The sequence below is a fragment of the Mycobacterium sp. IS-836 genome (assembly GCF_001954275.1).
Classification (GTDB): Bacteria; Actinomycetota; Actinomycetes; order Mycobacteriales; family Mycobacteriaceae; genus Mycobacterium.
Genome location: NZ_MBEU01000055.1, coordinates 30131 through 55914 on the forward strand (window position 1 = coordinate 30131; position 25784 = coordinate 55914).

At 69.0% G+C, this 25784-nt stretch carries 25 protein-coding genes; 15 read left to right on the forward strand and 10 right to left on the reverse strand.

The window, feature by feature from the left end; translation table 11 throughout:
* Positions 1-83: 83 nt before the first annotated feature.
* The 4 genes from ctpC to A5747_RS15290 form a co-directional block, all read right to left on the reverse strand.
* A complete protein-coding gene (gene ctpC, locus A5747_RS15275) occupies positions 84-2192 on the reverse strand; it encodes a manganese-exporting P-type ATPase CtpC (protein WP_142245604.1) in 2109 nt (702 codons plus the stop codon).
* A 58-nt stretch (positions 2193-2250) separates the two neighbouring features.
* Positions 2251-2526 carry a DUF1490 family protein gene (locus A5747_RS15280; protein ID WP_076125628.1) on the reverse strand — a complete coding sequence of 92 codons (276 nt, stop codon included), beginning with the start codon at positions 2524-2526 and terminating at the stop codon, positions 2251-2253.
* 83 nt (positions 2527-2609) lie between these two features.
* Entirely contained in the window at positions 2610-3308 is a 699-nt protein-coding gene (locus A5747_RS15285) for a TIGR03089 family protein (protein ID WP_369805106.1), read from the reverse strand.
* 40 nt (positions 3309-3348) lie between these two features.
* Positions 3349-4821 (reverse strand): LCP family protein, encoded by a 1473-nt coding sequence (locus A5747_RS15290; RefSeq protein ID WP_369805108.1) that lies wholly within the window; start codon positions 4819-4821, stop codon positions 3349-3351.
* Between the two features lie 84 nt (positions 4822-4905).
* Here A5747_RS15290 and rfbD point away from each other — a divergent pair, with 84 nt between their 5' ends.
* From rfbD to A5747_RS15305, 3 genes are read left to right on the forward strand one after another with little or no spacing between them, the layout of a single operon-like run.
* Positions 4906-5811, forward strand: a complete 906-nt coding sequence (gene rfbD, locus A5747_RS15295; RefSeq protein WP_142245600.1) for a dTDP-4-dehydrorhamnose reductase — start codon at positions 4906-4908, stop codon at positions 5809-5811.
* Entirely contained in the window at positions 5808-6713 is a 906-nt protein-coding gene (locus tag A5747_RS15300) for a glycosyltransferase family 2 protein (protein ID WP_076125633.1), read from the forward strand. Before rfbD ends, A5747_RS15300 begins: the two co-directional genes overlap by 4 nt.
* A gap of 13 nt (positions 6714-6726) precedes the next feature.
* Positions 6727-7806 carry a sugar phosphate nucleotidyltransferase gene (locus tag A5747_RS15305; RefSeq protein WP_076125636.1) on the forward strand — a complete coding sequence of 360 codons (1080 nt, stop codon included), beginning with the start codon at positions 6727-6729 and terminating at the stop codon, positions 7804-7806.
* Positions 7807-7881: 75 nt separating this feature from the next.
* Here A5747_RS15305 and A5747_RS15310 read toward each other — a convergent pair whose 3' ends face one another.
* The 4 genes from A5747_RS15310 to cofD are packed head-to-tail and all read right to left on the reverse strand — an operon-like array spanning position 7882 to position 12374.
* Positions 7882-8415: an NUDIX hydrolase gene (locus tag A5747_RS15310; RefSeq protein WP_198938200.1), complete on the reverse strand. Its 534-nt coding sequence runs from the start codon at positions 8413-8415 to the stop codon at positions 7882-7884.
* Entirely contained in the window at positions 8412-10001 is a 1590-nt protein-coding gene (locus tag A5747_RS15315) for a class I SAM-dependent methyltransferase (protein ID WP_076125638.1), read from the reverse strand. Before A5747_RS15315 ends, A5747_RS15310 begins: the two co-directional genes overlap by 4 nt.
* A 10-nt stretch (positions 10002-10011) precedes the next feature.
* A complete protein-coding gene (locus tag A5747_RS15320) occupies positions 10012-11376 on the reverse strand; it encodes a coenzyme F420-0:L-glutamate ligase (RefSeq protein ID WP_076125640.1) in 1365 nt (454 codons plus the stop codon).
* The gene (cofD, locus tag A5747_RS15325; protein WP_076125643.1) at positions 11373-12374 is read right to left on the reverse strand and encodes a 2-phospho-L-lactate transferase; all 1002 of its coding nucleotides are present in this window, start codon (positions 12372-12374) and stop codon (positions 11373-11375) included. The genes A5747_RS15320 and cofD overlap by 4 nt, the downstream gene beginning before the upstream one ends.
* Positions 12375-12750: 376 nt before the next feature.
* Between cofD and A5747_RS15330 the strand changes: the two genes are divergently transcribed.
* Positions 12751-13086 (forward strand): WhiB family transcriptional regulator, encoded by a 336-nt coding sequence (locus A5747_RS15330; protein ID WP_076125646.1) that lies wholly within the window; start codon positions 12751-12753, stop codon positions 13084-13086.
* A gap of 39 nt (positions 13087-13125) precedes the next feature.
* Here the strand turns inward: A5747_RS15330 and A5747_RS15335 are convergent, their stop codons facing one another.
* Positions 13126-13548, reverse strand: coding sequence for a metallopeptidase family protein (locus A5747_RS15335; RefSeq protein WP_076057693.1), 423 nt, complete (start codon positions 13546-13548; stop codon positions 13126-13128).
* Between the two features lie 198 nt (positions 13549-13746).
* On the opposite strand from A5747_RS15335, the gene A5747_RS15340 reads away from it, so the two are divergent.
* The 4 genes from A5747_RS15340 (at position 13747) to manA (ending at position 18062) form a co-directional block, all read left to right on the forward strand.
* Positions 13747-14187: a DUF3499 domain-containing protein gene (locus A5747_RS15340; RefSeq protein WP_076125648.1), complete on the forward strand. Its 441-nt coding sequence runs from the start codon at positions 13747-13749 to the stop codon at positions 14185-14187.
* Between the two features lie 122 nt (positions 14188-14309).
* Entirely contained in the window at positions 14310-15707 is a 1398-nt protein-coding gene (locus A5747_RS15345; RefSeq protein ID WP_076125650.1) for a phosphomannomutase/phosphoglucomutase, read from the forward strand.
* Positions 15704-16828 carry a TobH protein gene (locus tag A5747_RS15350; RefSeq protein ID WP_076125653.1) on the forward strand — a complete coding sequence of 375 codons (1125 nt, stop codon included), beginning with the start codon at positions 15704-15706 and terminating at the stop codon, positions 16826-16828. Before A5747_RS15345 ends, A5747_RS15350 begins: the two co-directional genes overlap by 4 nt.
* A gap of 7 nt (positions 16829-16835) precedes the next feature.
* Entirely contained in the window at positions 16836-18062 is a 1227-nt protein-coding gene (gene manA / locus A5747_RS15355; RefSeq protein ID WP_076125655.1) for a mannose-6-phosphate isomerase, class I, read from the forward strand.
* On the opposite strand, the gene A5747_RS15360 is transcribed toward manA, so the two are convergent.
* On the reverse strand, positions 18063-19460 hold the full coding sequence (locus tag A5747_RS15360) for an NAD(P)/FAD-dependent oxidoreductase (protein WP_142245605.1): 1398 nt from the start codon (positions 19458-19460) through the stop codon (positions 18063-18065). It lies immediately after the preceding gene.
* Between the two features lie 91 nt (positions 19461-19551).
* Here A5747_RS15360 and A5747_RS15365 point away from each other — a divergent pair, with 91 nt between their 5' ends.
* From A5747_RS15365 to A5747_RS15395, 7 genes are all read left to right on the forward strand, one after another.
* Positions 19552-21048, forward strand: a complete 1497-nt coding sequence (locus tag A5747_RS15365; RefSeq protein ID WP_076125658.1) for an APC family permease — start codon at positions 19552-19554, stop codon at positions 21046-21048.
* A gap of 89 nt (positions 21049-21137) precedes the next feature.
* The gene (locus A5747_RS15370) at positions 21138-22394 is read left to right on the forward strand and encodes an alkane 1-monooxygenase (protein ID WP_076125784.1); all 1257 of its coding nucleotides are present in this window, start codon (positions 21138-21140) and stop codon (positions 22392-22394) included.
* Positions 22391-22615 (forward strand): rubredoxin, encoded by a 225-nt coding sequence (locus A5747_RS15375; RefSeq protein WP_076125659.1) that lies wholly within the window; start codon positions 22391-22393, stop codon positions 22613-22615. The genes A5747_RS15370 and A5747_RS15375 overlap by 4 nt, the downstream gene beginning before the upstream one ends.
* Positions 22612-22794, forward strand: a complete 183-nt coding sequence (locus A5747_RS15380; RefSeq protein WP_076125660.1) for a rubredoxin — start codon at positions 22612-22614, stop codon at positions 22792-22794. Before A5747_RS15375 ends, A5747_RS15380 begins: the two co-directional genes overlap by 4 nt.
* Before the next feature lie 26 nt (positions 22795-22820).
* Positions 22821-23417, forward strand: coding sequence for a TetR family transcriptional regulator (locus tag A5747_RS15385; protein ID WP_142245606.1), 597 nt, complete (start codon positions 22821-22823; stop codon positions 23415-23417).
* 119 nt (positions 23418-23536) lie between these two features.
* Positions 23537-25009 carry an adenosylhomocysteinase gene (gene ahcY / locus A5747_RS15390; RefSeq protein WP_076125663.1) on the forward strand — a complete coding sequence of 491 codons (1473 nt, stop codon included), beginning with the start codon at positions 23537-23539 and terminating at the stop codon, positions 25007-25009.
* 92 nt (positions 25010-25101) lie between these two features.
* The gene (locus A5747_RS15395; protein WP_076125665.1) at positions 25102-25734 is read left to right on the forward strand and encodes a dTMP kinase; all 633 of its coding nucleotides are present in this window, start codon (positions 25102-25104) and stop codon (positions 25732-25734) included.
* The last annotated feature ends 50 nt before the right edge of the window (positions 25735-25784 follow it).

The window sequence follows — 25784 nt, forward strand, 5'->3', positions numbered from 1 at the left end:
CCCAGGTGTTGTTGTCGGTTCGCGCCATGATTAGACAGAATAACGATACGGTCCCCGGGGCCCGACCGTGGCTGTGCAGTCGCTTAGTCGAGGCGATATCTGATGAGACGGGAGCTATTGGCCACCACCGCAACCGACGACGCGTTGTGCAGGATCGCCGCCAGCACGGGGGAGAGCGCCCCGCCCGCGCCGATGACCAGCCCGGCGGCGTTGACGGCGATGGACATGCCGTAGTTCTCGCGGATCACGTCGACCGCCCGGGAACCCAGGTCCCCGACGTCGAGCAGCCGATGCAGGTCGTCGTTGGCCAGGGCGACGTCGGCGGTTTCGACGGCGACGTCGGTGCCGGCCAGTCCCATCGCGATGCCGATGTCGGCGGCGGCCAGCGCCGGGGCGTCGTTGATGCCGTCGCCGACCATCCCGACGACGTAACCCTCGCCCTGCAGTTCGCGCACCACCTCGAGCTTGTCCTCCGGCATCACCTCGGCGCGCCACTCGTCGATCCCGAGCTCGGCGGCGACGACCCGGGCGATGTCGGGATGATCCCCGGTGAGCATGACGATGCGGCGAATCCCGTTGGTCCGCAACTCCTTCAGCACCGCAGCCGCCTCGGGTCGCACCTCGTCGCGCAGGCTGATCAGCCCGACCAGGGTGCCGTCCACCGCGAGCAGCAGCGGGGTCTCCGCCTCGTTTCGCAGCTTGTCAACCCACTCCGAGGCCTTCTTCGACACCTTCACCTTTTCGGCCCGCAGCAGCGATGGGCTGCCCAGCAGCAGCGTCCGGCCGTCGGCCCAGGTCCGCATGCCCAGACCCACCAGCACCTCGCACTCCTCGTGCGGCGGGATGGTGATGTGGCGTTCCTCGGTCGAGCGGATCACCGCTTCGGCCAGCGGGTGGCGCGAGTGAATCTCCGAGCTGGCCGCATACGCCAGCACCTGCTCGGGCTGCCAATCCTTATGCATTGCAACGATATTCGTCACGACCGGGCGCCCGACGGTCAGGGTTCCGGTCTTGTCGAAGACGATTGCGTCGACCCGGCCGGCCTGCTCCAGGTGGGAGCCGCCCTTGATGAGGATGCCGCGGCGCGCGCCATTGCCGATCGCGGCGCTGATCGCCGTCGGGGTGGCCAGGCCGACCGCGCACGGGCATGCGATCAGCAGCATGGTCATCGCCCGGCGGACGTCACCGGTGATCGCCAGGGTGATCGCCGACACGACGAACGAGGTGGGAACGAAACGGCGAGAGAAGTTTTCGCCGACCGTCTGGATGGGTGCGCGGTCGTGCTGCGCCTCCTCGACGCGGGCGATGATGCGGCCGATGGTGGTCTGGTTGCCGACGGCCTCCGCGCGCACCACGAGGCGTCCGCGCACCACGACCGAACCGGCGTGCACGCGCGAGCCCACCACGACGCTAACCGGCAGGGTTTCCCCGGTGATCGCGGATTGGTCGACGACCGCCTCGCCGTCGACCACCTCCCCGTCCACGGGTATCGCGACGTGGTCGTGGACCACCACGTCGTCGCCGATCTCCACGCTGTCGATCGGCACCTGTATCTCGGTGCCCGCGCGCGGGCCCTCGGTGAGCCGGATCCACGCCGTGTCCTGGCTACCGCGCAGCAGGTCGGAGATGGCCCGCCGGGTCCGGCGCAGCGTCAGATCCTGAAGGTACTCACCGATGTTGAGCAACCACAGCACGGTCAGCGCGACCACGTTCTCGCGCAGGATCAGGCTGGCCACGGTCGCCGCGGACACCAGCGCATCGGTGCCGGCCCTACCGGAACGCAGGGAGCGCAACGCGCCGCGCAGGAACGGGTAGCCGGTGAAGACGGTGACGCCGGTGGCGACCAGCCGGCCGCTCGGGCCCAGCAGCGGCGGCCGGGCGAAGACGTAGCGGCGCACGCCGAGCAGCGCCAGCGCAGCACCGCCGATGACCATGCGCAGCACGTCGGCGTTGCGGATTTCCGACGAATGCGGTGCCCGGGCCGGGATCAGTTCGGCGGCAACGCGTTCGGCGCCACTGATCGCCGCCAATATCGCGGGGCGGTCGCAGCGCTGGGGCGAATACCACACGACGACCGACCCGGTGCGCGGGTAGGCGTGCACGGTGCGCACGCCGTTCTCTTTGGCGACGGCCTCTTCGACCGCGACCGCGCGCCGCGAGTTGCCGCGGACCCAGCCGACCGAAACCCGCATGCGTCCGGCCGCGTCCGAAAGCACCGCCAGGGCAGGATCGTTCGCCTGTATCAAGCGATCAGTGCTCGTGAGCGTCGCTGATGGACGGGGTGGGCGCCTCCTCGCCGACGCGCTCGCGGGCTTCGGCCATGACGTCGGCGAGCTTGAGGCGGGCCGACTCGGCGGCTTCCTCGGCCTTGCGGGTGCCGCGCAAACCAAGCTCGGCCGCCGACACCGCGGTCTCGTGCAACGGCGCCTTGGCCACGGCCTTGCGCACCACCTCGTAGGCCGTCACGCCGACCAGTCCGGTGAACACCGTCCCGGCCGCCTTTGCCAATAGCCCGAACCCCGCCATTGCCTTACCTCCCTGTCGCCACGGCCTCAGCGCTGCTTTCCCGACCGTAACATCGAAATATTGCGATATCAATATGGATTGGGTCAGAGGACGCGGGTTACCTTTTCGGTCTCGATCCGGCGCTGCAGAGCCGAGGGATCGGGATTGGCGACCTGCACCAGCGACCCGCCCACGGCCATGATGGCCAGCAGGTGATCCAACAACTCGGCGGGCCCGGGCCACGACGCGGTGGACAGCACGCGATCCTTCGACGTCAAACCGCTTGCCGCCGCGGAACTCTCACAGTCGGTCAGAATTTCTTCGGCGGCCCGGCCGTCCAGTGCGGGACCGGGATGGCGCTCCGGAACTATCTGGTCGCCGTGCACCCGCACCGCGGTCGCATAGTCGGTGACACCGATCGGCAGATCGGGTGCCGGGCGGCCGAACGGATCCAGCGACAGCACCGCCACCTCGGCCCCGGGCTCGACGAGCCCGTCCGCCTCCTGCAGCCGGTCGGCGGTGCACAGCGCCAAGTCAGCCGGGTCGCCCGCGCCGAGCACCGCCTCGGCGCCGATCCACCACACCCCGAACAAGACCGCCGCGGTCTGCCAGTGGGCCGGCAACAGGATCGCGATCCGGCTGGCCGGGGCGGCGCCGAGCTCGTCGCGCAGCAGGTTGCCGGTCTTGGCGGCCCAGTTCGCCAGCGTCACCGCGGACAGCTCGATGCGCTCGCCGGTGGCGTCGTCGTAGTAAGTGATGCGCGGACCGACCGGGTCGGCCCGCAACATCGGATCCAGGATCATCCCAGAAAGTGTTGTTAGCGTCGATTCATGCACCGCTTGGTCAGTTTATGCACTCCGGCTTGTCCGAGCCGGCGGTGAGGATCGGCGAGGGCGCCGGGACATTGGGGTCGGCGGCGGCCGCTTGGTCGGAAAGCTTGGCGGGCATGATCGTTCCGCTGCCGGACAGCCCGGAGCCCGGACCGGTGTAGTCGTTGGCCAGCACCACCTTGACCGCTCCGGGTGCCAGCGACGTATCCGGGACGACCGGCAACCCGCCGAGTTCCTTGGACACCTCCTGCGCGCCCAGGTCGTCGGTCTTGGCGGCCCGCACCTGGCTGCCCTGCACATGCCCGCCGTCGTTGTTGCCCACGGTACCGGTGACAAACCCCTTGGAGCTCAACACATCTGCCACCGCAGCGGCCAGCCCGTTGATGTCGGTGTCGTTGACGACGCTGGCCGTGGTCTTGGCGGGCGTGTACGCGAGCTCCTCGGTCTTGCCTTGAGCCTGATCGTTCAGCAGGCCGGCCACCCAGTCCGCGACCTGGTGTGCGTCCACCCGCACCACGCTTTGCGTGCCGTCGTCACTCCAGCCGGCGCCGTCGAGGACCGGGATGGTGGCGAACGCGACGTTGCCCCCGGCCAGCTTCTGCATCTGCTGGACGAAATCCATGACATCCCAACCCTGGGAGATCACCACGGAGCGCTGGACGGCGGCCTGCAAACGCTTCACCGTCGCCGGGCTGGACAGCGTCTTGCTCGAGATGATCTTGTGGGCCAGCGAGGCCATCACCACCTGCTGACGCACCACGCGGTCCAGGTCGCCGCGCGGCAGCTCGTGGCGCTGGCGGACGAAGCTGAGCGCCTGCGGACCGTCGAGCTTTTGCTGGCCGGCGGGAAAGTCGGCGCCCGAGAGTGGTTCGAACACAGGCTCTTTGAGGCAGACGTCGACGCCGCCGAGCGCGTCGGTGATCAACGCGAACCCGAGCAGCCCGATCTCGGCGTAGTGGTCGACGGTGACCCCGGTGAGGTCGGCGACGGTCTTGATCAGGGCATCGCGTCCGGCCTCGGTGCCCTGCGCCGCGGCTTCGGCGGCGGACGCGCCGGCCTTGACGAGGCTGACCCGCTTGGCCTCCCGGGTCTGGCCGTAGACGCCGTTGATCTTCGTCTTGCCCAATCCGGGGGCGGCGACGTAGGAGTCCCGCGGAATCGAGATCGCGGTGGCCGACTTCCCGTTGTTCGGTATCCGGACCAGGATGATGGTGTCGGTGTTGGTCGCTTCCTCGTCGCCGGCGCGCAGCGTTTCCAGTTCCTCGGCGGACAACGGGTTGCCGTGGGCGTCGGTGCGGCTGTCCATGCCGACCAGCAGGATGTCGATCGCGCCGTCGTCGCCGCCCTTGCCCAGCGAGGGTGCCGACATGTGGAAGATGCCGTCTTCGAAGGACCGAACGTTGTTCCAGGCGACCCCCGTGCCGATGACGACCAGGACGGCCAGGGCAGTGGCAACCGCACGAACCACACGTTGCACAGGCATCACATTAGGTTACTTGTGACACACCCGCTTCTCGGGTAGCCGGCCGCGGCGTGGCCCGGGCTTCTCGGCGCATGCCAGACTCGAGGCATGTCGGGCGGCTCAGGAAGGCTAGTCATCACCGGTGCCGGGGGGCAGCTCGGCAGCCGCCTGGCGGCCCGGGCCGCCGCCCAGGGCCGCGACGTGCTGGCGCTGAGCTCGTCGCAATGGGACATCACCGACCCGGCCGCGGCCGAGCGGATCGTGCGGGACGGCGACGTCGTGCTGAACTGCGCGGCGTACACCGACGTCGACGGTGCCGAGAGCGCCGAGGCGGCCGCGTACGCGGTCAACGCCACCGGCCCGGAACACATCGCCCGGGCCTGCGCGGGCGCCGGCGCCCGGCTGATCCACGTCTCCACCGACTTCGTGTTCAACGCCGACCTCGGCCCTGAGGGCGCCGCATGCCGCCCCTTCGAACCCGGCGACGACACCGCGCCGCAGGGCGTATACGCCCGCACCAAGCTCGCCGGGGAACGCGCCGTGCTGGCGGCACTGCCCGACGCGGTCGTGGTGCGCACCGCGTGGGTGTACACCGGCGGCACCGGCCGGGACTTCGTCGCCGTCATGCGCCGGCTGGCCGCCGGGGACGGCCCCGTCGACGTGGTCGACGACCAGGTCGGCTCGCCCACCTACGTCGGCGACCTGGCCGACGCGCTGCTGCAGATCGCCGACGACCGCGTGCCCGGCCCCGTCCTGCACGCCGCCAACGAGGGCGCGGTCTCGCGATTCGAGCTGGCCCGCGCGGTCTTCGAGGAATGCGGCGCCGATCCGGCGCGGGTGCGCCCGGTCAGCAGCGCACACTTTCCACGGCCGGCGCCGCGGCCGAGCTATTCGGCCCTGTCGAGCCGGCAGTCGGCGGCGGCGGGCCTGCGGCCGCTAAGGCACTGGCGTGCAGCGCTTGTCGCGGCGCTGGCGGCCTCGGGCCAGGGATCGACCGATACGCTCTACGCGTGACTGACGTCCTGCCGGTCGTGACGGTGACCTACTCGCCGGGCCCGCACCTGGAGCGGTTCCTGGCCTCGTTGTCGTTGGCCACCGAGCGTCCGGTCAGCGTGGTGCTGGCCGACAACGGCTCCACCGACGGAACGCCGCAGGCCGCCGTCGAGCGCTATCCCAACGTCCGGCTGTTCGATACGGGCGCCAACCTCGGCTACGGGACCGCGATCAATCGCGCCGTCGCCCACCTCGACGAGGTCGGCCAGCCGTGGGTCGACGACTGGGTGATCGTGGCCAACCCCGACGTGCAGTGGGGTCCGGGCAGCATCGACGCGCTGCTGGACGCCGCGACCCGCTGGCCGCGCGCGGGTGCGCTGGGTCCGCTCATTCGGGATCCGGACGGCTCGGTGTATCCGTCGGCGCGGCATCTGCCCAGCCTGATCCGTGGCGGCATGCACGCCGTGGTCGGGCCGTTCTGGAAGCGCAACCCGTGGACGGCCGCATACCGCCAGGAGCGGCTCGAGCCCAGCGAACGGCCGGTGGGCTGGCTGTCGGGCTCGTGCCTGCTGGTGCGCCGGTCGGCGTTCAGCAGCGTCGGCGGCTTCGACGAGCGCTACTTCATGTATATGGAGGACGTCGACCTCGGCGACCGGCTCGGCAAGGCGGGCTGGTCGAGCGTCTACGTACCGTCGGCGGAAGTCCTGCACCATCGCGGCCACTCCACCGGGCATGACCCGGCCAGCCACCTCGCGGCCCACCACAAGAGCACCTACCTTTTTCTCGCCGACCGGCACGCGGGTTGGTTGCGCGCGCCCCTGCGCTGGACGTTGCGGGGATCGCTCGCGGTTCGTTCTCGTCTGATGGTGCGCAGTTCACGGCGCACGTCCCGCAGGCAGCGACTGGCAGAAGGGCGGCACTGAGTTGGCTAACCCGTTGGCAGGCAATCAAATCGACGCGGTGGTGCTGGTCGGCGGCAAGGGCACCCGGCTGCGGCCGCTGACCCTGTCGGCGCCTAAGCCGATGCTGCCGACCGCCGGGGTGCCGTTCCTCACCCACCTGTTGTCGCGGATCGCAGCGGCGGGCATCGAGCACGTCATCCTGGGCACGTCGTATCAGGCCGCGGTGTTCGAGGCCGAGTTCGGCGACGGCTCCAAGCTGGGCCTGCAGATCGACTACGTGACCGAGGAGCGCCCCCTGGGCACCGGCGGCGCGATCGCCAACATCGCCGGCCAGCTGCGGCACGACACCGTGATGGTGTTCAACGGCGACGTGCTCTCCGGCGCCGACCTAGGCCAGCTGCTGGATTTCCACCGGACCAACTCCGCCGACGTCAGCCTGCACCTGGTGCGGGTGGGCGACCCGCGGGCCTACGGCTGTGTGACCACCGACGAGCGGAACCGGGTCGTCGCTTTTGTCGAGAAGTCGGAGGATCCGCCGACCGATCAGATCAGCGCGGGCACCTATGTGTTCGAACGCCACATCATCGACCGGATTCCGCGCGGCCGCGAGGTTTCGGTCGAACGCGAGGTGTTCCCCTCGCTGCTGGCGGACCCGGACGTCAAGGTGTGCGGCTACGTCGACGCCACGTACTGGCGCGACATGGGCACCCCGGAAGACTTCGTGCGCGGATCGTCGGATCTGGTGCGCGGCATCGCCCCGTCGCCGGCCCTGCACGGCCACCGCGGCGAGCAGTTGGTGCACGACGGCGCGGCGGTGTCGCCCGGCGCGCTGTTGATCGGCGGCACCGTCGTCGGCCGTGGCGCCGAGATCGGCCCGGGTGTGCGGCTGGACGGCGCGGTGATCTTCGACGGCGTCAAGGTCGAGGCGGGCAGCGTGATCGAGCGTTCGATCCTCGGCTTCGGTGTTCGCGTCGGTCCGCGGGCGCTGATCCGCGACGGCGTGATCGGCGACGGCGCCGACATCGGCGCGCGCTGCGAGTTGCTGCGCGGCGCCCGGGTCTGGCCGGGCATCTCCATTCCCGACGGCGGCATTCGCTACTCGTCCGACGTCTAGGTTTCCCTTTTGCGCCGAACGTGCGTCTGGCCGCACGCTCGGCGTCGAATGTGCGGCTAGCCGCACGCTGGGCGGTTAGTGAGTCGCGCGGGCGACGAGGTAGGCCAGCGCGTGGTCGGTACCGTCCGGCAACGCGTCGGCGGGCCACCACTGCAGGTCGTCCGACTCCTCGCTGATTGCGATCTGCGCGCCGGGCGGCGCGTGCGCGACGAATTGCAGGTCGAGGTGCCGCGTCGGCACGCCCAACGAGCACACCACGGGGTGCACATGCACCGCGGCCAGCTGAGGCGCGATGCGCAGGCCGGCGATGCCCGATTCCTCGGTGGCCTCGCGCAGCGCCGCGGACACGATGTCGGGGTCCTCCTCGTCGCAGTGCCCGCCGAGTTGTACCCAGCGGCCGACGCGGGGGTGCAGGGTCAACAGCACCCGGGTGCCGCTGTCGTCGACGACCAACGTCGACGCGGTGACGTGTCCGGGCACGCACTCCCGACGGCAGGCGTCGGCATGGCCGTGCACGAACGCCAGCATGGCGTGCCGCAACGAGTCCTGCGCCGGATCGGGCGCCCGCCACTCGGTGAGAATCGAGAGCGCGGAGTCCCGAACGCTCACCGGGAGCCTCGCTTGGTCCGGCGAGCGCGCAGCGCCGCCCATGCCGACCGGCACTGCGCCACCACATCCGGCGACCAGCCGAGCCCGTCGATCAGGACTTGACGGTCCACCAGGTCGAGTGCCTTGTCGATCTCGTTGGCCTTCAACAAAAGGTCGACGTCGCAGGCGAGTTCGGCGCCGGCGTAGGCCGGCGGGGGAATGGGCAGCTGCTCGGCTTCCCGCGGCTCCAACTCCAAAATCCCTCCGCCGTAGCTGCGGCCCATGATCTCGGCGAAGGCAAACGTCGCGCTGTTGTGGAACACGGCGGCAACCGCGCACGCGTCTATCTGGGAGTGGACGTGTGGGGCGAGCCGGAGCCGATGCACGGTGTCGGTGCTCGTCGCCGCGGCGGCGTTGACGGTCAGCCGTGGCGCGGTGTGGATCTGGCGCAGCATGAAGAGGTCGGGAATCCACAACGACGGCGTGCCCCACCAGGGCGTGCGGATCGAGCACTTGTAGCCGCGGTGCACGCCGGCCGCCTCACCCGCGGCGATGTGCGCGAGCAGGGCGGGATCGCTCGGATCGCGGGGAGCGTCGAGCAACCAGGTCCGGTGTCCGGCCGCGAGATCGCTTGCGCGGCAGTCGGTGTCGTATACCAGGCCGGTGAGCTGCGCGCTGCGCGAAACGAGCGGGACGCAGTGCGGGGTGAGTGCGAGTTCGCGGGCTTGCGCATCGGTGAGGGTGAAGAAGCTGTTGCGCCCGGTCACGACGCCGACATCCACGTCGGCCACAGAGTCGAGCCGGGTCAGGGTGTCGGATCCCTTGAGCGTGCGCAGCAGCCGGATCGCCGCGGGGTCCAGAAAATACTTGGTCCACTTCTCCTTTTCGTGCAACAGCGCCGGGGCCGACTCGACGTCAAGCTCGGCATCGGCCAGCGCTTCGGCGTCTCTGAGATGGACCGTGCGTATCCGCGCCGGCCCGGAACCGACGACGCCGCAGAACAATACGACCTCCTGCAGGATCCCGTCGAACACCAACCGCTCGAATGTCAGCAGCGTGATCGCAGAGAACCGGCTCAGCAGAAAGTCGCGCAACTGCGCGGCGTAGCCGACTTGAAGCAACTCGGCGGGAAGGACCAGGCCCACGCGCCCGCCGTCGCGCACCAGCACGGTGGCGGCGACGACGAAGGGCACCCAGGCGTTGGTCAACCTGCTGGGGCGCAGGCGCTCGCGCCGCATGAGCTCCAGAGCCGGCTCCCGCTGATCGGATGCCCAGTTGCCGAACCGGATGTAGGGCGGGTTTCCCGCGACCCCGTCCCAGTCGGCGGCCTCGGTATTCGCGAGCCAGGTGAACAGGTTTTCGGTGTCGACTGGAGCGAACTGCCGCGCCTTGACCGCCTCGCCCGCGACGAGTTCGACGCCCTGTGCCCGGGCGCCGAGCGCGGCGAGCTCGCGCAGGATTCGGCCGTCGCCGCAGGACGGTTCCACGATGCGCGGGCCGGCTTCCCGCACCCAGCGGGCCAGGAACCGGGCCACCGGGGCCGGGGTGTAGTAGCCGCCGCGAACCTTGTCGGCCGAGGCCGCCGCCTTGCCCGCGAACGTCGTCATCGGCCCAGTATCACTTGCGGATCAACAGATCCCCGGCGTCCCGCGCCGCGTCGCGCAATCCGGTCGGCTCCGCGGGGTAGCCGATCGCGATGGCGCCCAACGGCTCCCAATCGGACGGCAGCTCGAGCTCGGCGCGGACCAGGTCGGCGGCGAAGATCGTCGAGCCGATCCAACAGCTGCCCAGCCCGCGCACCGCCAGCGCGACCAGCAGCGCCTGCACGGCCGCGCCGACGGCGACCGTGAACATCGTGTGCTCGGCGCCGGTGCGGGCGGCGTCGGGATAGCTGTGCGCGCCGTCGGGGACCAACATCGGGATGACGACCTCGGGTGCGTCGTAAAGGATCTGGCCGCGGGCAACCCGGCGTTCGATCGAGTCCGCGGGCCGGCCGTCGCCGGCAAGGTCGGCGCGCCACTTGTCCTTCATCCGGTCCAATAGCCGGGCCCGGGTGGCCGGAGTCCGCAGCCACACGAACCGCACCGGGCGGGTGTGGTGGGGGGCCGGCGCGGTGAGGGCCTCGGCGACGGCTGCCTCCACCAGGTTTGGCGGCACCGGCTCGCCGCTGAACCGGCGCACCGATCGGCGCAACAGTTGGGCCTGCCGACGACCCATCTCGATCGCTTCGGCGGTACCGAGCCAGAACAGGTCTTCCTCGCCGGGGCGCAGCAGCTGCCGGGCGGTGGTGCCGTCGTCGGACACGACGCGCTTGGGTAGCCCGCGCACCACGGCCACCGGAACGGCGGTCAGTTTGCCCTTGACCAGGTCGGCGGCGGCCGCGATCTCGTCGGCGATCGCGATCTCGGTGACGATCAGTTCGTTGCCGTGCTGGTCGACGGCCCCCGAATAGCCGTGCAGCACAGTCAGACCCGCCGCGCCGACGGCCGCATCGGTCTGACCGTTGCGCCAGGCGCGGCCCATCGTGTCGGTGATGACCACGGCGACGTCGACGCCGAGCCGCTCGCGCAGGCCGGCGCGCAGCGCGGCCGCGCTGGCGTCGGGGTCGACGGGCAGCAGCGCGAGCTCGTCGCCGCCGACGTTGGAACCGTCCACGCCCGCGGCGGCCTGCACCAGCCCGAGCCGGTTCTCGGTGATCAGGGTCCGGCCCTTGCGCGCGAGCACGCGGACCGCCTCGTCGTCGACCAGCTTGCGCCGCATCCGATCGCGCTCCTCGGCGTCCCGCGGCGCCTGCACCAGCCGGCCCTCGCACTTGGACACCACCTTGCTGGTGACGACCGCGACGTCGCCGTCGCGCAGCCAGGGTGCCGCGGCGGCCAGCGCCGCGCTCAGGTCGTCGCCGGGCCGGAACTCGGGAAGGCCGGGCACGGGCAGGATCTCGATCGCCGCGGCGGTGCCATGCTCTTTCGAACGGTCGGTCACGCCGTCACGCCCGCAAGGTCCAGTCCAGCGGCGACCATTTCGGCCGTCGCCTTCGGGTCGCTCATCAACAGCGGCACGGAGCGCACCGCGACCCCCTCGATGTCGGCCTGGTCCCCGTCGTGCACCAGCCAGCAATCCAGTATGCCGGTGTCGCGCCGCGGCCCGTAGTGCCGGCCGACCGCTTCCGCGGTGGATTCGACCCCGATCACGGAAAGGCACGCATCGGCCATGCCGCGCAACGGCTTTCCGCCGATGATCGGCGAATAGCCGACGACTGGGGCGCTGGCTCCCCGCAGCGCGCCGCGGATGCCCGGGACGGCCAGGATGGCGCCGACGCTGACCACCGGGTTGGACGGCGCCAGCAGGATGACGTCCGCGTCGCCGATGGCCGTGACCGCTTCGGTTGCGGCGCTGGCCTTTTCGGCGCCGACGAAGGCGAAGCTGTGGGTCGGCACCCGCGCCCGGTAGCGCACCCACCACTCCTGGAAGTGGATCGCGCGGCGGCTGCCGTCCGCCGGATCGGTGATCACCACGTGTGTCTCGCAGCGGTCGTCGGTGGCCGGCAGCAATCGTGCGCCGGGTTGCCAGCGGTCGCACAGCGCCGTGGTGATCTGCGACAGCGGGTAGCCCGCCTGCAGCATCTGGGTGCGCACCAAGTGGGTGGCAAGATCGCGGTCGCCGAGTTCGAACCAGTCCGGCTGCACGCCATAACGCGCCAATTCCTCTTTGGCATGCCAGGTTTCGTCGCGGTGACCCCAACCCCGTTGTGGATCGACGCCTCCACCTAAGGTATACATGCAGGTGTCCAAATCCGGGCAGACACGTAAGCCATGGATCCACGCGTCATCACCGATGTTGACGATCGCGGTTAGCTCGTGGCTGGTGGTTTCAGCATCGGGGCGCTGTTGCGCCGCGAACTGACCCAGGCCGAGCAGCTGCTGGACGCCAAGCAGGAACCGGGCGCCACCGACCCCACCGACCAGCACGGTGACCTTCACACCGCACGACAGTACCGGCCGGCGACGCACGGCATGCCGGCCACCAAGTGGGCCATAAAAGCCCATTTCGACCAGCACAATTGGGAAACTTGGGACAGTTGTGACCGACACGCCGAGCGTCAATAACAACAGAAACGCCGAAATTTGATCACGAGATGATATGGAAATGCGCCGAAGTGCTTGACCGGGCAGCTCAACCCGTGTCTAATCACATCAGTGTCATTTCCCGGTTGGCCGGCCGGTTCCGGTGTCGCAGACCGAGATTCGATCACTTGTTCGAATTGTCTGTACATCAGAACAGTGGCAACAAATCACTCTCTCAAAATCAACCTGAGGAGGCGGACGACGCATGTCTTATGAACACCTTCGGGGCGTTATGACAAGCACACCGCACACCACCATTGGTGCGACGCCGGCGCCAATTGCGCGTCCGCACCTGACCGTGGTTCCCGATGCCCCAGTGGCATTCGAACCCGAGCCCCTGCCGCCGACCGCCGATCAATGGCAGGACCGCGCGCTGTGCGCGCAAACCGATCCAGAGGCCTTCTTTCCCGAGAAGGGTGGTTCCACCCGCGAGGCCAAGAAGATCTGCCTGGGTTGCGAGGTGCGTCATGAGTGCCTGGAATACGCCCTGGCGCATGACGAACGCTTCGGCATCTGGGGTGGTCTGTCCGAGCGCGAGCGCCGTCGCCTCAAGCGCGGCATCATCTGACCCGCTTCAGACCCGCCCCAAATCTGACCCCGCCCAGCGTCATTCGTCGTCGATCGTCGGGTCGATGACCGAGGGTTCCACGTCCAGATAGATGGCCACCTGAGCCACCAGGATTTCGTGCAGCAACTCGCCAAGTTCGACGGTGTCCTTCGCCCGTCTCTCGATCGGCTTGCGGAACAACACAATTCGCGCGCGTGTCGCATTGCCGCGGACGTCGACGCCCGCCGGTATCAAGCGGGCCAGTGCGATCGGCCCATCGGCGATGACCTCGGGCGGCCACTGCACACTCTCCGGGTCCTTGGCGGTGATACGCGGGATCTCATCGACGGCCACGTCGAGCTCCGACACCCGGTCTTGCCAGCGCCGCTCGATGGGTTCGTATGCCTCGAGCACCGCCATGTCGAACCGCTCGGCGCGGCTGCGCCATCCCGGTACCGTCGGCGGCAACAGCGGACCGCGCATATCGCGGCCCCGCCGCGTGGCCCGGTGTGCAGCCGAGCGGCCCCCCGACGGGCCCTGAGACCAGCCACCGCGCGGGGAGCTGCGCGAATCGCCGCGGGAATCATTCACTGGGCCCGATGGTAACGGTTGAACATCGGGGGTCGAACGGTTGCGCGTGTCCGGCGCTTCCGCGGCGTTTGTCCACGATAGCCTTTCGTCGTGAACGTTCCCCGTCGCTGTTGCCGGCCCGGGTGTCCGCACTATGCCGTGGCGACCTTGACGTTCGTCTACTCGGACTCGACGGCAGTGGTAGGCCCGCTCGCCACCGCGCGCGAACCGCATTCCTGGGATCTGTGCGTCGGCCATGCCGGCCGGATCACCGCGCCGCGCGGCTGGGAACTGGTGCGCCACGCCGGCCCGCTGCCCAATCCCGATGAGGACGACCTGGTGGCGCTGGCGGACGCGGTGCGCGAGGTCCCGGGCGGTGGCGGGGTGCCCTATGGCGGCGCAACCGCGATGAACGGCTTCTCCGCCGACCCGGCTCTGCGCCCCGCCGGGGCCCATGCCACCGCGCCCAGCGGCGGTCTGCTCGCGCCGCCCGAGCAGCGTTCCGGACGCCGCCGCGGGCATCTGCGCGTGCTGCCCGACCCCGCCGATTAGCGCTGCCGACTAGCACCGCGCACCGTTTGGACCCGTAACCTTGGCGGGCCGATAGGCTGGCTGCCAAGAGTCCAAGAAGAGTCCAAGAAGAGTCCAAGCAAGTAGTCGTCAGGAGCCTCCGCATGTCCCGGCCCGCCGCGGCTATCCGCCGTGTCATCAAGGCTTACGACGTACGCGGGCTGGTGGGCGAGGAGATCGACGATTCGTTGGTCGCCGACGTCGGCGCCGCGTTCGCCAGGTTGATGCGCGCCGACGGGGCGCAGCGGGTGGTCATCGGCCGCGACATGCGGGATAGCTCGCCGTCGCTCGCCGCTGCCTTCGCGGCCGGGGTCAACACCCAGGGCCTCGACGTCGTGCGCATCGGTTTGTCGTCCACCGATCAGCTCTATTTCGCTTCGGGATTGTTGGACTGCCCCGGCGCGATGTTCACCGCGAGCCACAACCCGGCGGCCTACAACGGCATCAAGCTCTGCCGGGCGGGGGCCAAACCCGTCGGCGCGGACACCGGGCTCCAGGTGATCAGCGGCGAAGTGATCGCCGGGGTACCGACGTATGACGGGCCGCCGGGCGATATCTCCGATCGGGACGTGCTCGCGGACTACGGCGAGTTTCTGCGCTCACTGGTGAACACCTCGGGGCTGCGTCCGTTGCGGGTGGCGGTGGACGCCGGCAACGGCATGGCCGGGCACACCGCGCCCGCCGTGCTGGGCGCGATCGACTCGATCACGCTGTTGCCGTTGTACTTCGAGCTCGACGGTTCGTTCCCCAATCACGAGGCCAATCCGCTCGACCCGGCGAACCTGGTGGACCTGCAGCGCTACGTGCGCGAGACCGGCGCCGATATTGGGCTGGCCTTCGATGGCGACGCCGATCGCTGCTTCGTGGTCGACGAACGCGGGATGCCGGTTTCGCCGTCGACGGTGACCAGCCTGGTGGCCGCCCGCGAGCTGGGTCGCGAGATCGGCGCCACCGTTATCCACAACGTGATCACCTCGCGCGCCGTGTCCGAACTGGTCACCGAGCGCGGCGGCACCCCACTGCGCTCGCGGGTCGGGCATTCCTACATCAAAGGATTGATGGCCGAGACCGGCGCGATTTTCGGCGGCGAGCACTCGGCGCACTACTACTTCCGCGACTTCTGGGGCGCCGATTCCGGGATGCTGGCGGCGCTTTACGTGCTGGCCGCCCTCGGCGAGCAGCATCGGCCGCTGTCGGAGTTGACCGCCGACTACCAGCGCTACGAATCGTCGGGCGAGATCAACTTCAAAGTCGACGACGCGTCGCGGTGCGTGGACGCCGTGCTGAAGTCGTTCGGCAGCCGGATTCACTCGATCGACCACCTGGACGGGGTGACCGTGGATTTGGGCGACGGCAGCTGGTTCAACCTGCGCAGCTCCAACACCGAGCCGCTGCTGCGGCTCAACGTGGAGGGCCGCAGCACCGAGGACGTCGACGCGGTGGTTCAACAGGTCAGCGCCGAGATCGCCGCCGAAACCCAAACCCCAGAGGCCGCCCGGTGAATGCCACCGGAGCAATCGATCTCGAGGACACCGCCGGCCTGCTCGGCGCCGACCGGGCCGGCCTGCTGCGGGCCGCGTCGTCGGCCGGCGCGCAGGTTCGCGCCGTTGCCGCCGCCGCCGAAGAAGGCGCACTGGATTCGCTGCGCATCGACGACCGGCCGCGCAGCATCATCTGGGTGGCCGGCCGCGGGACCGCCGAGACCGCGGGGACGCTGCTGGCCGCGACGCAGGGCGGCGCCGCGTCGGCGCCGATCGCGCTCGCCGACGACGCCCCGCCGTGGATCGGCCCGCTCGACGTACTGATCGTCGCGGGCGACGACCCCGGCGACCCCGCGCTGGTCGGGGCCGCCGCGACCGGGGTGCGCCGCGGCGCGCGGGTCGTCGTGGCGGCGCCGTACGAGGGCCCGCTGCGCGACTCCACGGCCGGGCGCGCCGCGGTGCTTGGGCCGCGCCTGTCGGTTCCCGACGAGTTCGGACTGCCGCGCTACCTGGCCGCCGGCCTGGCCGTGCTGAAATGCGTAGACCCCGCACCCGACATCGATCTGGCGCTGCTCGCCGACGAGCTGGACGCCGAGGCGCTGCGCAACAGTGCCGCCCGCGAGCTATTCACCAACCCGGCCAAGATGATTGCCGCGCGCATCTCCGACGCCCGAGTGGCACTGGCCGGCGACTGCGCCGCGACGCTGGCGCTGGCCCGGCACGGCAGTTCGGTGCTGTTGCGGATCGCCCACCACGTGACGGCCGCGACCGGGCTTGCGGATGCGGTGGTGGCGCTGCGCGCGAGCTCGGAGTCGGGGTCCGGGTTTGGCGAAGCGCCGTCCGCCGTGGACGCGCTCTTTCATGACGAGCAAATCGACGGACCACTGCCCGAGCGACTCCGGGTGCTCGCGCTCACGTTGGCCGGCGAGCGCACGGTGGTGGCCGCGCGCGTCGCCGGGCTGAACGAGGTCTACCTCATCGCGGCCGAGGATGTGCCCGAAGCGCCCGGGGGTGTGGGCGGGTCCGCCGGTCTGGTCGGGGCGTCCGCTCCGGGTGGTGCCGCACGCACCGAGCAGCAACTGGCAGTATTAGCCGTTCGGCTGGAGATGGCCGCCGTTTACTTGAGACTGGCGCGGGGATAGAAAACAAGTGGAACTGCTTCGCGGGGCGTTACGGACGTACGCATGGGGATCGCGCACCGCCATCGCCGAATTCACCCGGCGTTCGGTGCCGGCCGCGCACCCGGAAGCCGAACTCTGGTTCGGCGCCCACCCGGGCGACCCGGCGTGGCTGGAAACGGAGCAGGGCGAAATCTCGTTGATGGAGGCGCTGGTCGCCGACCCCGAGGGACAGCTCGGTCCCTGCTCGCGCGCCCGCTTCGGTGATGTGCTGCCGTTCTTGGTCAAGGTGCTGGCCGCCGACGAGCCGCTGTCCCTGCAGGCCCACCCGAGCGCCGAGCAGGCGGTCGAGGGTTACCTGCGTGAGGAACGGTTGGGAATTCCGGTGTCCTCGCCGGTGCGCAACTATCGCGACACCTCGCACAAGCCCGAGTTGCTGGTGGCGCTGGAGTCGTTCGAGGCGCTGGCCGGATTTCGCCCGGCGTCGCGCACCGTCGAGCTGCTGCGGGCGCTTGCGGTCTCCGACCTCGACCCATACATCGATCTGCTCAACGACCAGTCCGACGCCGACGGGCTGCGCGCGCTGTTCACCACCTGGATCACCGCGCCGCAGCCCGACCTCGACGTGCTGGTGCCCGCCGTGCTGGACGGCGCCATCCAGTACGTCAGCACGGGCGCAACGGAATTCGCCGCCGAGGCCAAGACGGTGCTCGAACTCGGGGAGCGCTATCCGGGCGACGCCGGTGTGCTGGCGGCGCTGCTGCTCAACCGCATCACGCTGGAACCGGGCGAGGCGATCTTCGTGCCGGCCGGCAACCTGCACACCTATCTGCGCGGTTTCGGGGTGGAGGTTATGGCCAACTCCGACAACGTGTTACGCGGTGGGTTGACCCCCAAGCACGTCGATGTGCCCGAACTGCTGCGAGTGCTGGACTTCGCCCCCACCGCCGAAGAGCGGTTGCGAGCGTCGACCCACCGCGAAGGTCTCGGGCTGATCTACGAAACGCCGACCGACGAGTTCGCGGTCGCGCTGTTGGTGCTCGACGGCGAGAACCTCGGCCACGAAGTCGACGCGTCGTGCAGCCACGAAGGGCCGCAGATCCTGTTGTGCAGCGAGGGTTCCACGACGGTGCACGCAAAGTCGGGATCGCTGACGCTGGAACGCGGAATGGCGGCGTGGGTGGCGGCCGACGACGGCCCCATCCGGCTGGTGGCGCGAGAGCCCGCCAAGCTGTTCAGGGCGACCGTGGGGCTGTGACTAGCCCTGATGGTGGCGACCCGCTTCGCCCGGCTCTGCCGCGCTCGCGATCGCCACGGCTTGCCGGCGCTCGCGCAGCCACAGCCGCATGTTGTGCGCCACGGTACGGCCCACGATCCGTGGCGGCGGGATCATATAGAGGCTGTCGAGAAGCGAGAACCGGCGCAAAAACCATTCCGCGAGAACGGGTTCGGTTTCGGCGGCCCCGAGGAATTGGTCGAACAGCGCGCCTGAGGGACGCCACCACCACGGGGCGGGCTCCTTCGTTTCGGCGTGATGGAACGCGACGTCGCCGATGCCGTTCATCGTCCACACCGGGAAGGTGGTCTTGGCCGTGGCCCGGTTGAGTTCCGCGGCCAGTTCGCTGTCCGGGAATTGCAGAGCCCGCCGCAGATGACCGGCCTGCAGTGACGTCATCGTCATCCCCTGCCCGAAGGTGGGGTTGAAGCTGGCGACGGCATCGCCGAACGGGATGATCCCGGCGGGAAAGCGGTCCAGCTTGTCATAGCGGCGCCACCTGCTGGCCGGAAAGGCGTGGAATGCCGGCTCGCCGAGGGGTTCGGCCCGCGCCAGTGCGTCGGTGAAATGGTCCGGCAGCAGTTTGTCCGCGAGCGCCAGCATCTCGGGGAACGTCCGCGGCGGCTTGGCGTCGGCCACGCCGAAGGTGGTGAGCACCCAGGTCCCGTCCTCGTAGCACAGCATCCCGAGCCCCAGCGACTCGTCATGGGAAGCGCCGGCGACGACCACCTTTTCGGCGATCAGGCCGTCGGGGATGCGGAACTGGTGGGTGGCGTAGTTGATGCCGATGTCCACGATTTCCTCGGTGGGCCGCGCATATCCCCACTGCGACAACCACACCGGCAGCCGGGTGCCCCGACCGGCCGCGTCGACCACGAGGTCGGCGCGCACGAACTCCGGCTCGCCCGCCTGGCGGTCGGCGGGGTCCAGCAGCACGCCGGTCACCCGCTGCCGGGCGGGCTCGAACCGCGGCTCGGCCACCGAGCGCCGGACGATCTTGACGTTGTCGAGGTCTTCCACTCGCCTGCGCAACTGCCACTCCAGGTGCGGCCGGCTGGGCACGTACGCGGTGAACTCGTCGCGCAGGGTGCTCCCCGTCCCCAGGACGTGCCCCGCCGCGCCGAGGTAAATGCAGTCCGGGCGGTTCTCCAGCATCGGCACGCCCGCGGCCACCATGTCTTTCAGCAGGCCCGGGAACAGGTTCTCGAACTCGATGGCCCCGCGGGCCATCAGCATGTGCAGGTGCCGGTCCTGGGGCACCGTCGCGCGGTTCGCCGGCGCGCTCGGCAGCTCGTCCCGCTCATAAAGGGTGACTGCGCCATAGCAATCCGAGAGCACCCGCGCGGCGCACAGCCCGGCGATGCTCGCCCCGATGACCACCGCGTGGTTCCGCGTGTTTGCTGCGCTGTGGGGCATCCCCGCAGACTACCCACTAGGGTGCGGACAAATGGGTGACGGAAGGGGCGGGCAAATGGCCAATCGGTGGCGCATGAAGTCGGTCGAACAGTCGATCGCCGACACCGACGAGCCGGGCACCCGGCTACGCAAGGACCTGACCTGGTTGGATCTCGCGGTGTTCGGGGTCGCCGTGGTGATCGGCGCGGGCATCTTCACGGTCACCGCGTCGACAGCCGGCGACATTACCGGGCCGGCGATCTGGATCTCGTTTGTGATCGCCGCGGTCGCGTGCGCGCTGGCGGCGTTGTGCTACGCCGAATTCGCGTCGACGCTGCCGGTGGCGGGCAGCGCGTACACCTTCTCCTACGCCACCTTCGGGGAGTTCGTCGCCTGGATTATCGGCTGGAACCTGGTGCTGGAGTTGGCGGTCGGCGCGGCCGTCGTCTCCAAGGGTTGGTCGAGCTACCTGGGCACGGTGTTCGGATTCGCAGGGGGCACAGTGCATTTCGGATCGGCCGACGTCGACTGGGGCGCGCTGGTGATCGTCGGGCTGGTGTCGACCCTGATCGCCTTGGGGACGAAGTTGTCGTCGAGGTTCTCCCAGGTGATCACCGCCATCAAGGTGTCGGTGGTGATCCTGGTCGTGGTGGTCGGCGCCTTCTACATCAAACCGGCGAACTATTCGCCGTTCATTCCGAAGCCGGAAGTCGGCGGCGAAGCGTCGGGCGTCAACCAGTCGGTGTTGTCGCTGCTGACCGGGGCGCACAGCAGTCACTACGGCTGGTTTGGCGTCCTGGCCGGGGCGTCGATCGTGTTCTTCGCGTTCATCGGCTTCGACATCGTCGCGACCATGGCCGAGGAGACCAAGGAACCGCAGCGCAACGTCCCGAAGGGGATCCTGGCGTCGCTGGCGATCGTGACGGTTCTGTATGTCGCGGTCTCGGTGGTGCTTTCCGGAATGGTCTCCTATACCCAGCTCAAGACCGCCCCCGGCGGCAAGTCCGCGAACCTGGCTACCGCGTTCACCGCGAACGGGTTGACGTGGACCAGCAAAATCATCTCCGTGGGGGCGTTGGCCGGCCTGACCACCGTCGTGATGGTGCTGATGCTCGGGCAGTGCCGGGTGCTCTTCGCGATGGCGCGCGACGGGCTACTGCCGCGCCCGCTGGCCAAGACCGGTTCGCGCGGAACACCGGTCCGGATCACCGCGCTGGTCGCGGTGGTGGTGGCGGCGACGGCGGCGGTGTTCCCGATCAACAAGCTCGAGGAGATGGTCAACGTCGGGACGCTGTTCGCGTTCGTCCTGGTGTCCGCCGGTGTCGTCGTCTTGCGCCGGACCCGGCCGGACCTGCACCGCGGATTCAAGGCCCCGGGCGTGCCGTGGCTTCCGATCGCGTCGATATGCGCCTGCGTGTGGCTGATGGTCAACCTCACCGCGCTCACCTGGGTTCGCTTCGCGGTGTGGCTGGTGATCGGGACCGCGATTTACGTCGGCTACGGCCGCTGGCATTCGGTGCAGGGCCGCCGGGACGTCGAGCAGGCACCAGAGGCAGACGCCTTTACAAAATAGGGCTCTGTGTCTAGACAGGAGACGCAGAGCGGCGTATTGTCCAACTTCAATGTGGCATGACGTGGCATGACTACAAGGAGGTTTGGCATATGACCACACTCAGGCCGGCGAGCGGGCCCGAAGCATCGGCCGACGCGCCCGTTTGGCGGGACAAGAAGCGCCACCTGTGGCTGATGGGACTGATCGCCCCGACCGCGTTGTTCGTGATGTTGCCGATCATCTGGGGGTTGAATCAGCTCGGCTGGCACGCCGCCGCGCAGGCGCCGCTGTGGATCGGGCCCATCCTGCTCTACGTCCTTTTGCCCATCCTCGATCTGCATTTCGGGCCCGACGGCCAGAACCCGCCCGACGAGATGATGGAGCGGCTGGAGAACGACAAGTACTACCGCTACTGCACCTACATCTACATCCCGTTCCAATACCTCAGCGTGGTGCTGGCCGCCTACCTGTTCACGGCGTCGAACCTGCACTGGCTCGGCTTCGACGGCGGACTGGGCTGGGCGGGCAAGATCGGCTTGGCGCTGTCCGTCGGTGTGCTCGGCGGCGTCGGCATCAACACCGCGCATGAGATGGGGCACAAGAAGGACGCGCTGGAGCGATGGCTGTCCAAGATCACCCTGGCGCAGACCTGCTACGGCCACTTCTACATCGAGCACAACCGCGGCCACCACGTGCGCGTCTCCACCCCGGAGGACCCGGCGTCGGCCCGCTTCGGCGAGACGTTCTGGGAGTTCTTGCCGCGCAGCGTCTTTGGCAGTCTGCGCTCCGCCGTTTCCCTCGAGGCGCAACGGATACGACGGCAGGGCTCGAGCCCGTGGAATCCCAAGACGTACCCGTCCAACGACGTGCTGAACGCCTGGGCGATGTCGTTGGTGTTGTGGGGCGCGCTGATCGCGGTGTTCGGGCCGGCGCTGCTCCCGTTCGTCGTCATCCAGGCGGTCTTCGGCTTCAGCCTGCTCGAGAACGTCAACTACCTCGAGCACTACGGGCTGCTGCGGCAACGCAACGCCAACGGCCGCTACGAGCGCTGCGCGCCGGTGCACAGCTGGAACTCCGACCACGTGGTCACCAACCTGTTCCTGTATCACCTGCAGCGGCACAGCGATCACCACGCCAACCCGACGCGGCGATATCAGACGCTGCGCAGCATGGCGGGCTCGCCGAACCTGCCCAGCGGCTATGCGTCGATGATTGGGCTGACCTATTTCCCGCCGCTGTGGCGCAGGGTGATGGATCATCGGGTGCTCGAGCACTACGACGGCGACATCACCCGGGTCAACCTGCAGCCGCGGCTGCGCGCGAAGCTGCTGGCTCGCTACGGCGTCCCCGAAGGGGTCGCGGCATGATCGCCTACCGATGCCCCGGTTGCGACTACACCTACGACGAAGCGAAAGGCGCTCCGCGGGAAGGGTTTCCCCCGGGTACGCCCTTCAGCGACATCCCCGACGACTGGTGCTGCCCCGACTGCGCAGTGCGCGAGAAGGTCGATTTCGAAGAGACGTCCGGCGACGATGCAGAGCGGAGCGATGAGGAGAAGCCGGACAATCGGATAGGAGTGAATCAGTGAGCGACTACAAGTTCTTCATCTGCGTCCAATGCGGATTCGAGTACGACGAGGCCAAGGGCTGGCCGGAGGACGGCATCGCGCCCGGCACCCGATGGGACGACATCCCCGAGGACTGGAGCTGCCCCGACTGCGGTGCCGCGAAGTCCGACTTCGAAATGGTGGAGGTCGCCCGGTCTTGAGCACTATCGTCGCGCCTGTGAAGCGGATGCCGTACGCCGAGGCGTCCCGCGCCCTATTGCGCGACTCGGTGCTGGACGCGATGCGGGAATTGCTGCAGACGCGAGACTGGTCCGCCATCACGCTTTCCGACGTGGCCCGCGCCGCCGGCATCAGCCGGCAGACCATCTACAACGAGTTCGGCTCGCGGCAGGGCCTGGCGCAGGGGTACGCCCTGCGCCTGGCCGATCGCCTGGTCGACGCCGTCCATGCCGCCATCGACGCCAACGTCGGCAACATCTACGAAGCGTTCCTGCAGGGCTTTCGTTCCTTTTTCGCGGAGTCGGCGGCCGACCCGTTGGTGATCTCGTTGCTGACCGGCGTCGCCAAGCCCGACCTGCTGCAGATCATCACCACCGACAGCGCGCCCATCATCACGCGCGCGTCGGCGCGGCTGACCACCGCGCTCACCGAAAGCTGGGTGGCCACCAGTGAAGAGGACGCCGGTGTGTTGGCGCGGGCGATCGTCCGGCTCGCGATGAGCTACGTGTCCATGCCCCCCGAGGCCGACTATGACGTGGCACGGGATCTGGCGCGGCTGATGACGCCCTTCGCGGAGCGTCACGGGGTCGTCAAGGTTCCCTGATCCTTCCCTGATCCCTGGGGCCGCCGCGGCGGCGACTACAGTGGCGGAAGAACATACCTAAGCTAAGTACCGCTTGAATCCGGTGCGCCTTAAGAAGCCCAAGAAGGATGAAACACGCTATGACGACGACCGAAAACGCGCTCACCCCCGACGTTCGCAACGGCATCGAGTTCAAGGTCGCCGATCTGTCGCTGGCGGAGTACGGCCGGCGCGACATCGAGCTCTCCGAGCAGGAGATGCCGGGTTTGATGTCGCTGCGCCGCGAGTACGCCGAAGTGCAACCGCTCAAGGGCGCGCGGATCTCGGGCTCGCTGCACATGACGGTGCAGACGGCCGTGCTGATCGAGACCCTCGTCTCGCTGGGCGCCGAAGTCCGCTGGGCGTCGTGCAACATCTTCTCCACCCAGGACCACGCCGCCGCGGCGATCGTCGTCGGCCCGCACGGCACCCCCGAGGAGCCCAAGGGCGTGCCGGTGTTCGCGTGGAAGGGCGAGACGCTCGAGGAGTACTGGTGGGCCGCCGAGCAGATGCTGACGTGGCCCGACGAGCCGGCCAACATGATCCTCGACGATGGCGGCGACGCGACCATGCTGGTGCTGCGCGGCGCGCAGTACGAGAAGGCCGGCGTCGTGCCCCCGGCCGAGGACGACGACCCCACCGAGTGGAAGGTCTTCCTGGACCTGCTGCGCCGCCGCTTCGAGACCGACAAGGACAAGTGGACCAAGATCGCGGAGTCGGTCAAGGGCGTCACCGAGGAGACCACCACCGGGGTGCTGCGGCTCTACCAGTTCGCGGCGGCCGGTGACCTGGCGTTCCCGGCGATCAACGTCAACGACTCGGTGACCAAGTCCAAGTTCGACAACAAGTACGGCTGCCGCCATTCGCTGATCGACGGCATCAACCGCGGCACCGACGTGCTGATCGGCGGCAAGAAGGTGCTCGTCTGCGGCTACGGCGACGTCGGCAAGGGCTGCGCCGAGTCCGTCAAGGGTCAGGGTGCGCGCGTCGTCGTCACCGAGGTCGACCCGATCAACGCGCTGCAGGCCCTGATGGAGGGCTTCGACGTCAAGCGGGTCGAGGACGCGATCGGCGAGGCGGACATCGTGATCACCGCGACCGGCAACAAGGACATCATCACGCTGGCCCACATGAAGGCGATGAAAGACCACGCGGTGCTGGGCAACATCGGGCACTTCGACAACGAGATTCAGGTCTCCGCACTGGAAAGGTCCGGCGCCACCAAGGTGAACATCCGGCCGCAGGTCGACCTGTGGACGTTCCCCGACAGCGGCAAGTCGATCATCCTGCTCTCCGAGGGCCGGCTGCTGAACCTCGGCAACGCCACCGGCCACCCATCGTTCGTGATGAGCAACAGCTTCTCCAACCAGGTGATCGCGCAGATCGAGTTGTGGACCAAGAACGACGAGTACGACAACGAGGTGTACCGGCTGCCCAAGCACCTCGACGAGAAGGTGGCCCGCATCCACGTCGAGGCGCTGGGTGGTGAGCTGACCAAGCTGACCAAGGAGCAGGCCGAGTACATCGGCGTCGACGTCGACGGTCCGTACAAGGCCGACCACTACCGGTACTGAGCCGTCTGCGGCCGAGCGCCCGGCCCGCCGGGCGTTGGGCGCCGACTGCCCGGCCCGCCGGGCGCTCGACGGCGGCGGGTTAGGCTCGCGCCGTGCTGATCGCGATCGAAGGGGTCGACGGCGCCGGCAAGCGGACGTTGTCCGAGGGCTTGCGTAAAGCGTTCGAGGCGGCCGGGAAGTCGGTTGCCACGCTGGCGTTCCCGCGCTACGGGCAGTCGGTGACCGCCGACGTCGCCGCGGAGGCGTTGCACGGCGAGCACGGCGACCTCGCCTCGTCGGCGTACGCGATGGCGATGCTGTTCGCGCTCGACCGCGCGGCGGCGGTCGGCGAAATCGAGGCGCTGGCCCGCGCGCACGACGTGGTGATCCTGGACCGTTACGTCGCTTCCAACGCGGCCTACACCGCCGCCCGGCTGCGCGAGGACGCGGCGGGAGAAGCGGCGGCCTGGGTGCAGCGGCTGGAATATCAGCGACTGGGGTTGCCCGCGCCGGACTGGCAGGTGCTGCTCGCGGTGTCCGCCGAACTCGCCGCGCAGCGGGCCCGCGACCGCGCCGAATCGGAGCCGGGCCGGGCGCGCGACAGCTACGAACGCGACGACGACCTTCAGCAGCGCACCGGTGCGGTGTACGCAGGTTTGGCCGCCGCGGACTGGGGCGGGCGGTGGCTCGTCGTCGACGCGGACGTCGATCCGGGCGGGCTGGCGGCCGCGTTGATCGCCCCGTAGAGACGGCCAGATAGCACAAATTTGTCACGATTTGCCCCTATCGAATAAGA

Excerpts from the sequence above, each read along its gene's own strand:
- ctpC (WP_142245604.1), bottom strand. The coding sequence starts at position 2,192 with ATGCGGGTTTCGGTCGGCTGGGTCCGCGGCAACTCGCGGCGCGCGGTC.
- A5747_RS15280 (WP_076125628.1), bottom strand. The coding sequence starts at position 2,526 with ATGGCGGGGTTCGGGCTATTGGCAAAGGCGGCCGGGACGGTGTTCACC.
- A5747_RS15285 (WP_369805106.1), bottom strand. The coding sequence starts at position 3,308 with ATGATCCTGGATCCGATGTTGCGGGCCGACCCGGTCGGTCCGCGCATC.
- rfbD (WP_142245600.1), top strand. The coding sequence starts at position 4,906 with ATGTCGGGCGGCTCAGGAAGGCTAGTCATCACCGGTGCCGGGGGGCAG.
- A5747_RS15315 (WP_076125638.1), bottom strand. The coding sequence starts at position 10,001 with ATGACGACGTTCGCGGGCAAGGCGGCGGCCTCGGCCGACAAGGTTCGC.
- A5747_RS15330 (WP_076125646.1), top strand. The coding sequence starts at position 12,751 with ATGACAAGCACACCGCACACCACCATTGGTGCGACGCCGGCGCCAATT.
- A5747_RS15335 (WP_076057693.1), bottom strand. The coding sequence starts at position 13,548 with ATGCGCGGTCCGCTGTTGCCGCCGACGGTACCGGGATGGCGCAGCCGC.
- A5747_RS15345 (WP_076125650.1), top strand. The coding sequence starts at position 14,310 with ATGTCCCGGCCCGCCGCGGCTATCCGCCGTGTCATCAAGGCTTACGAC.
- A5747_RS15365 (WP_076125658.1), top strand. The coding sequence starts at position 19,552 with ATGGCCAATCGGTGGCGCATGAAGTCGGTCGAACAGTCGATCGCCGAC.
- A5747_RS15370 (WP_076125784.1), top strand. The coding sequence starts at position 21,138 with ATGACCACACTCAGGCCGGCGAGCGGGCCCGAAGCATCGGCCGACGCG.
- A5747_RS15375 (WP_076125659.1), top strand. The coding sequence starts at position 22,391 with ATGATCGCCTACCGATGCCCCGGTTGCGACTACACCTACGACGAAGCG.
- A5747_RS15385 (WP_142245606.1), top strand. The coding sequence starts at position 22,821 with ATGCCGTACGCCGAGGCGTCCCGCGCCCTATTGCGCGACTCGGTGCTG.
- ahcY (WP_076125663.1), top strand. The coding sequence starts at position 23,537 with ATGACGACGACCGAAAACGCGCTCACCCCCGACGTTCGCAACGGCATC.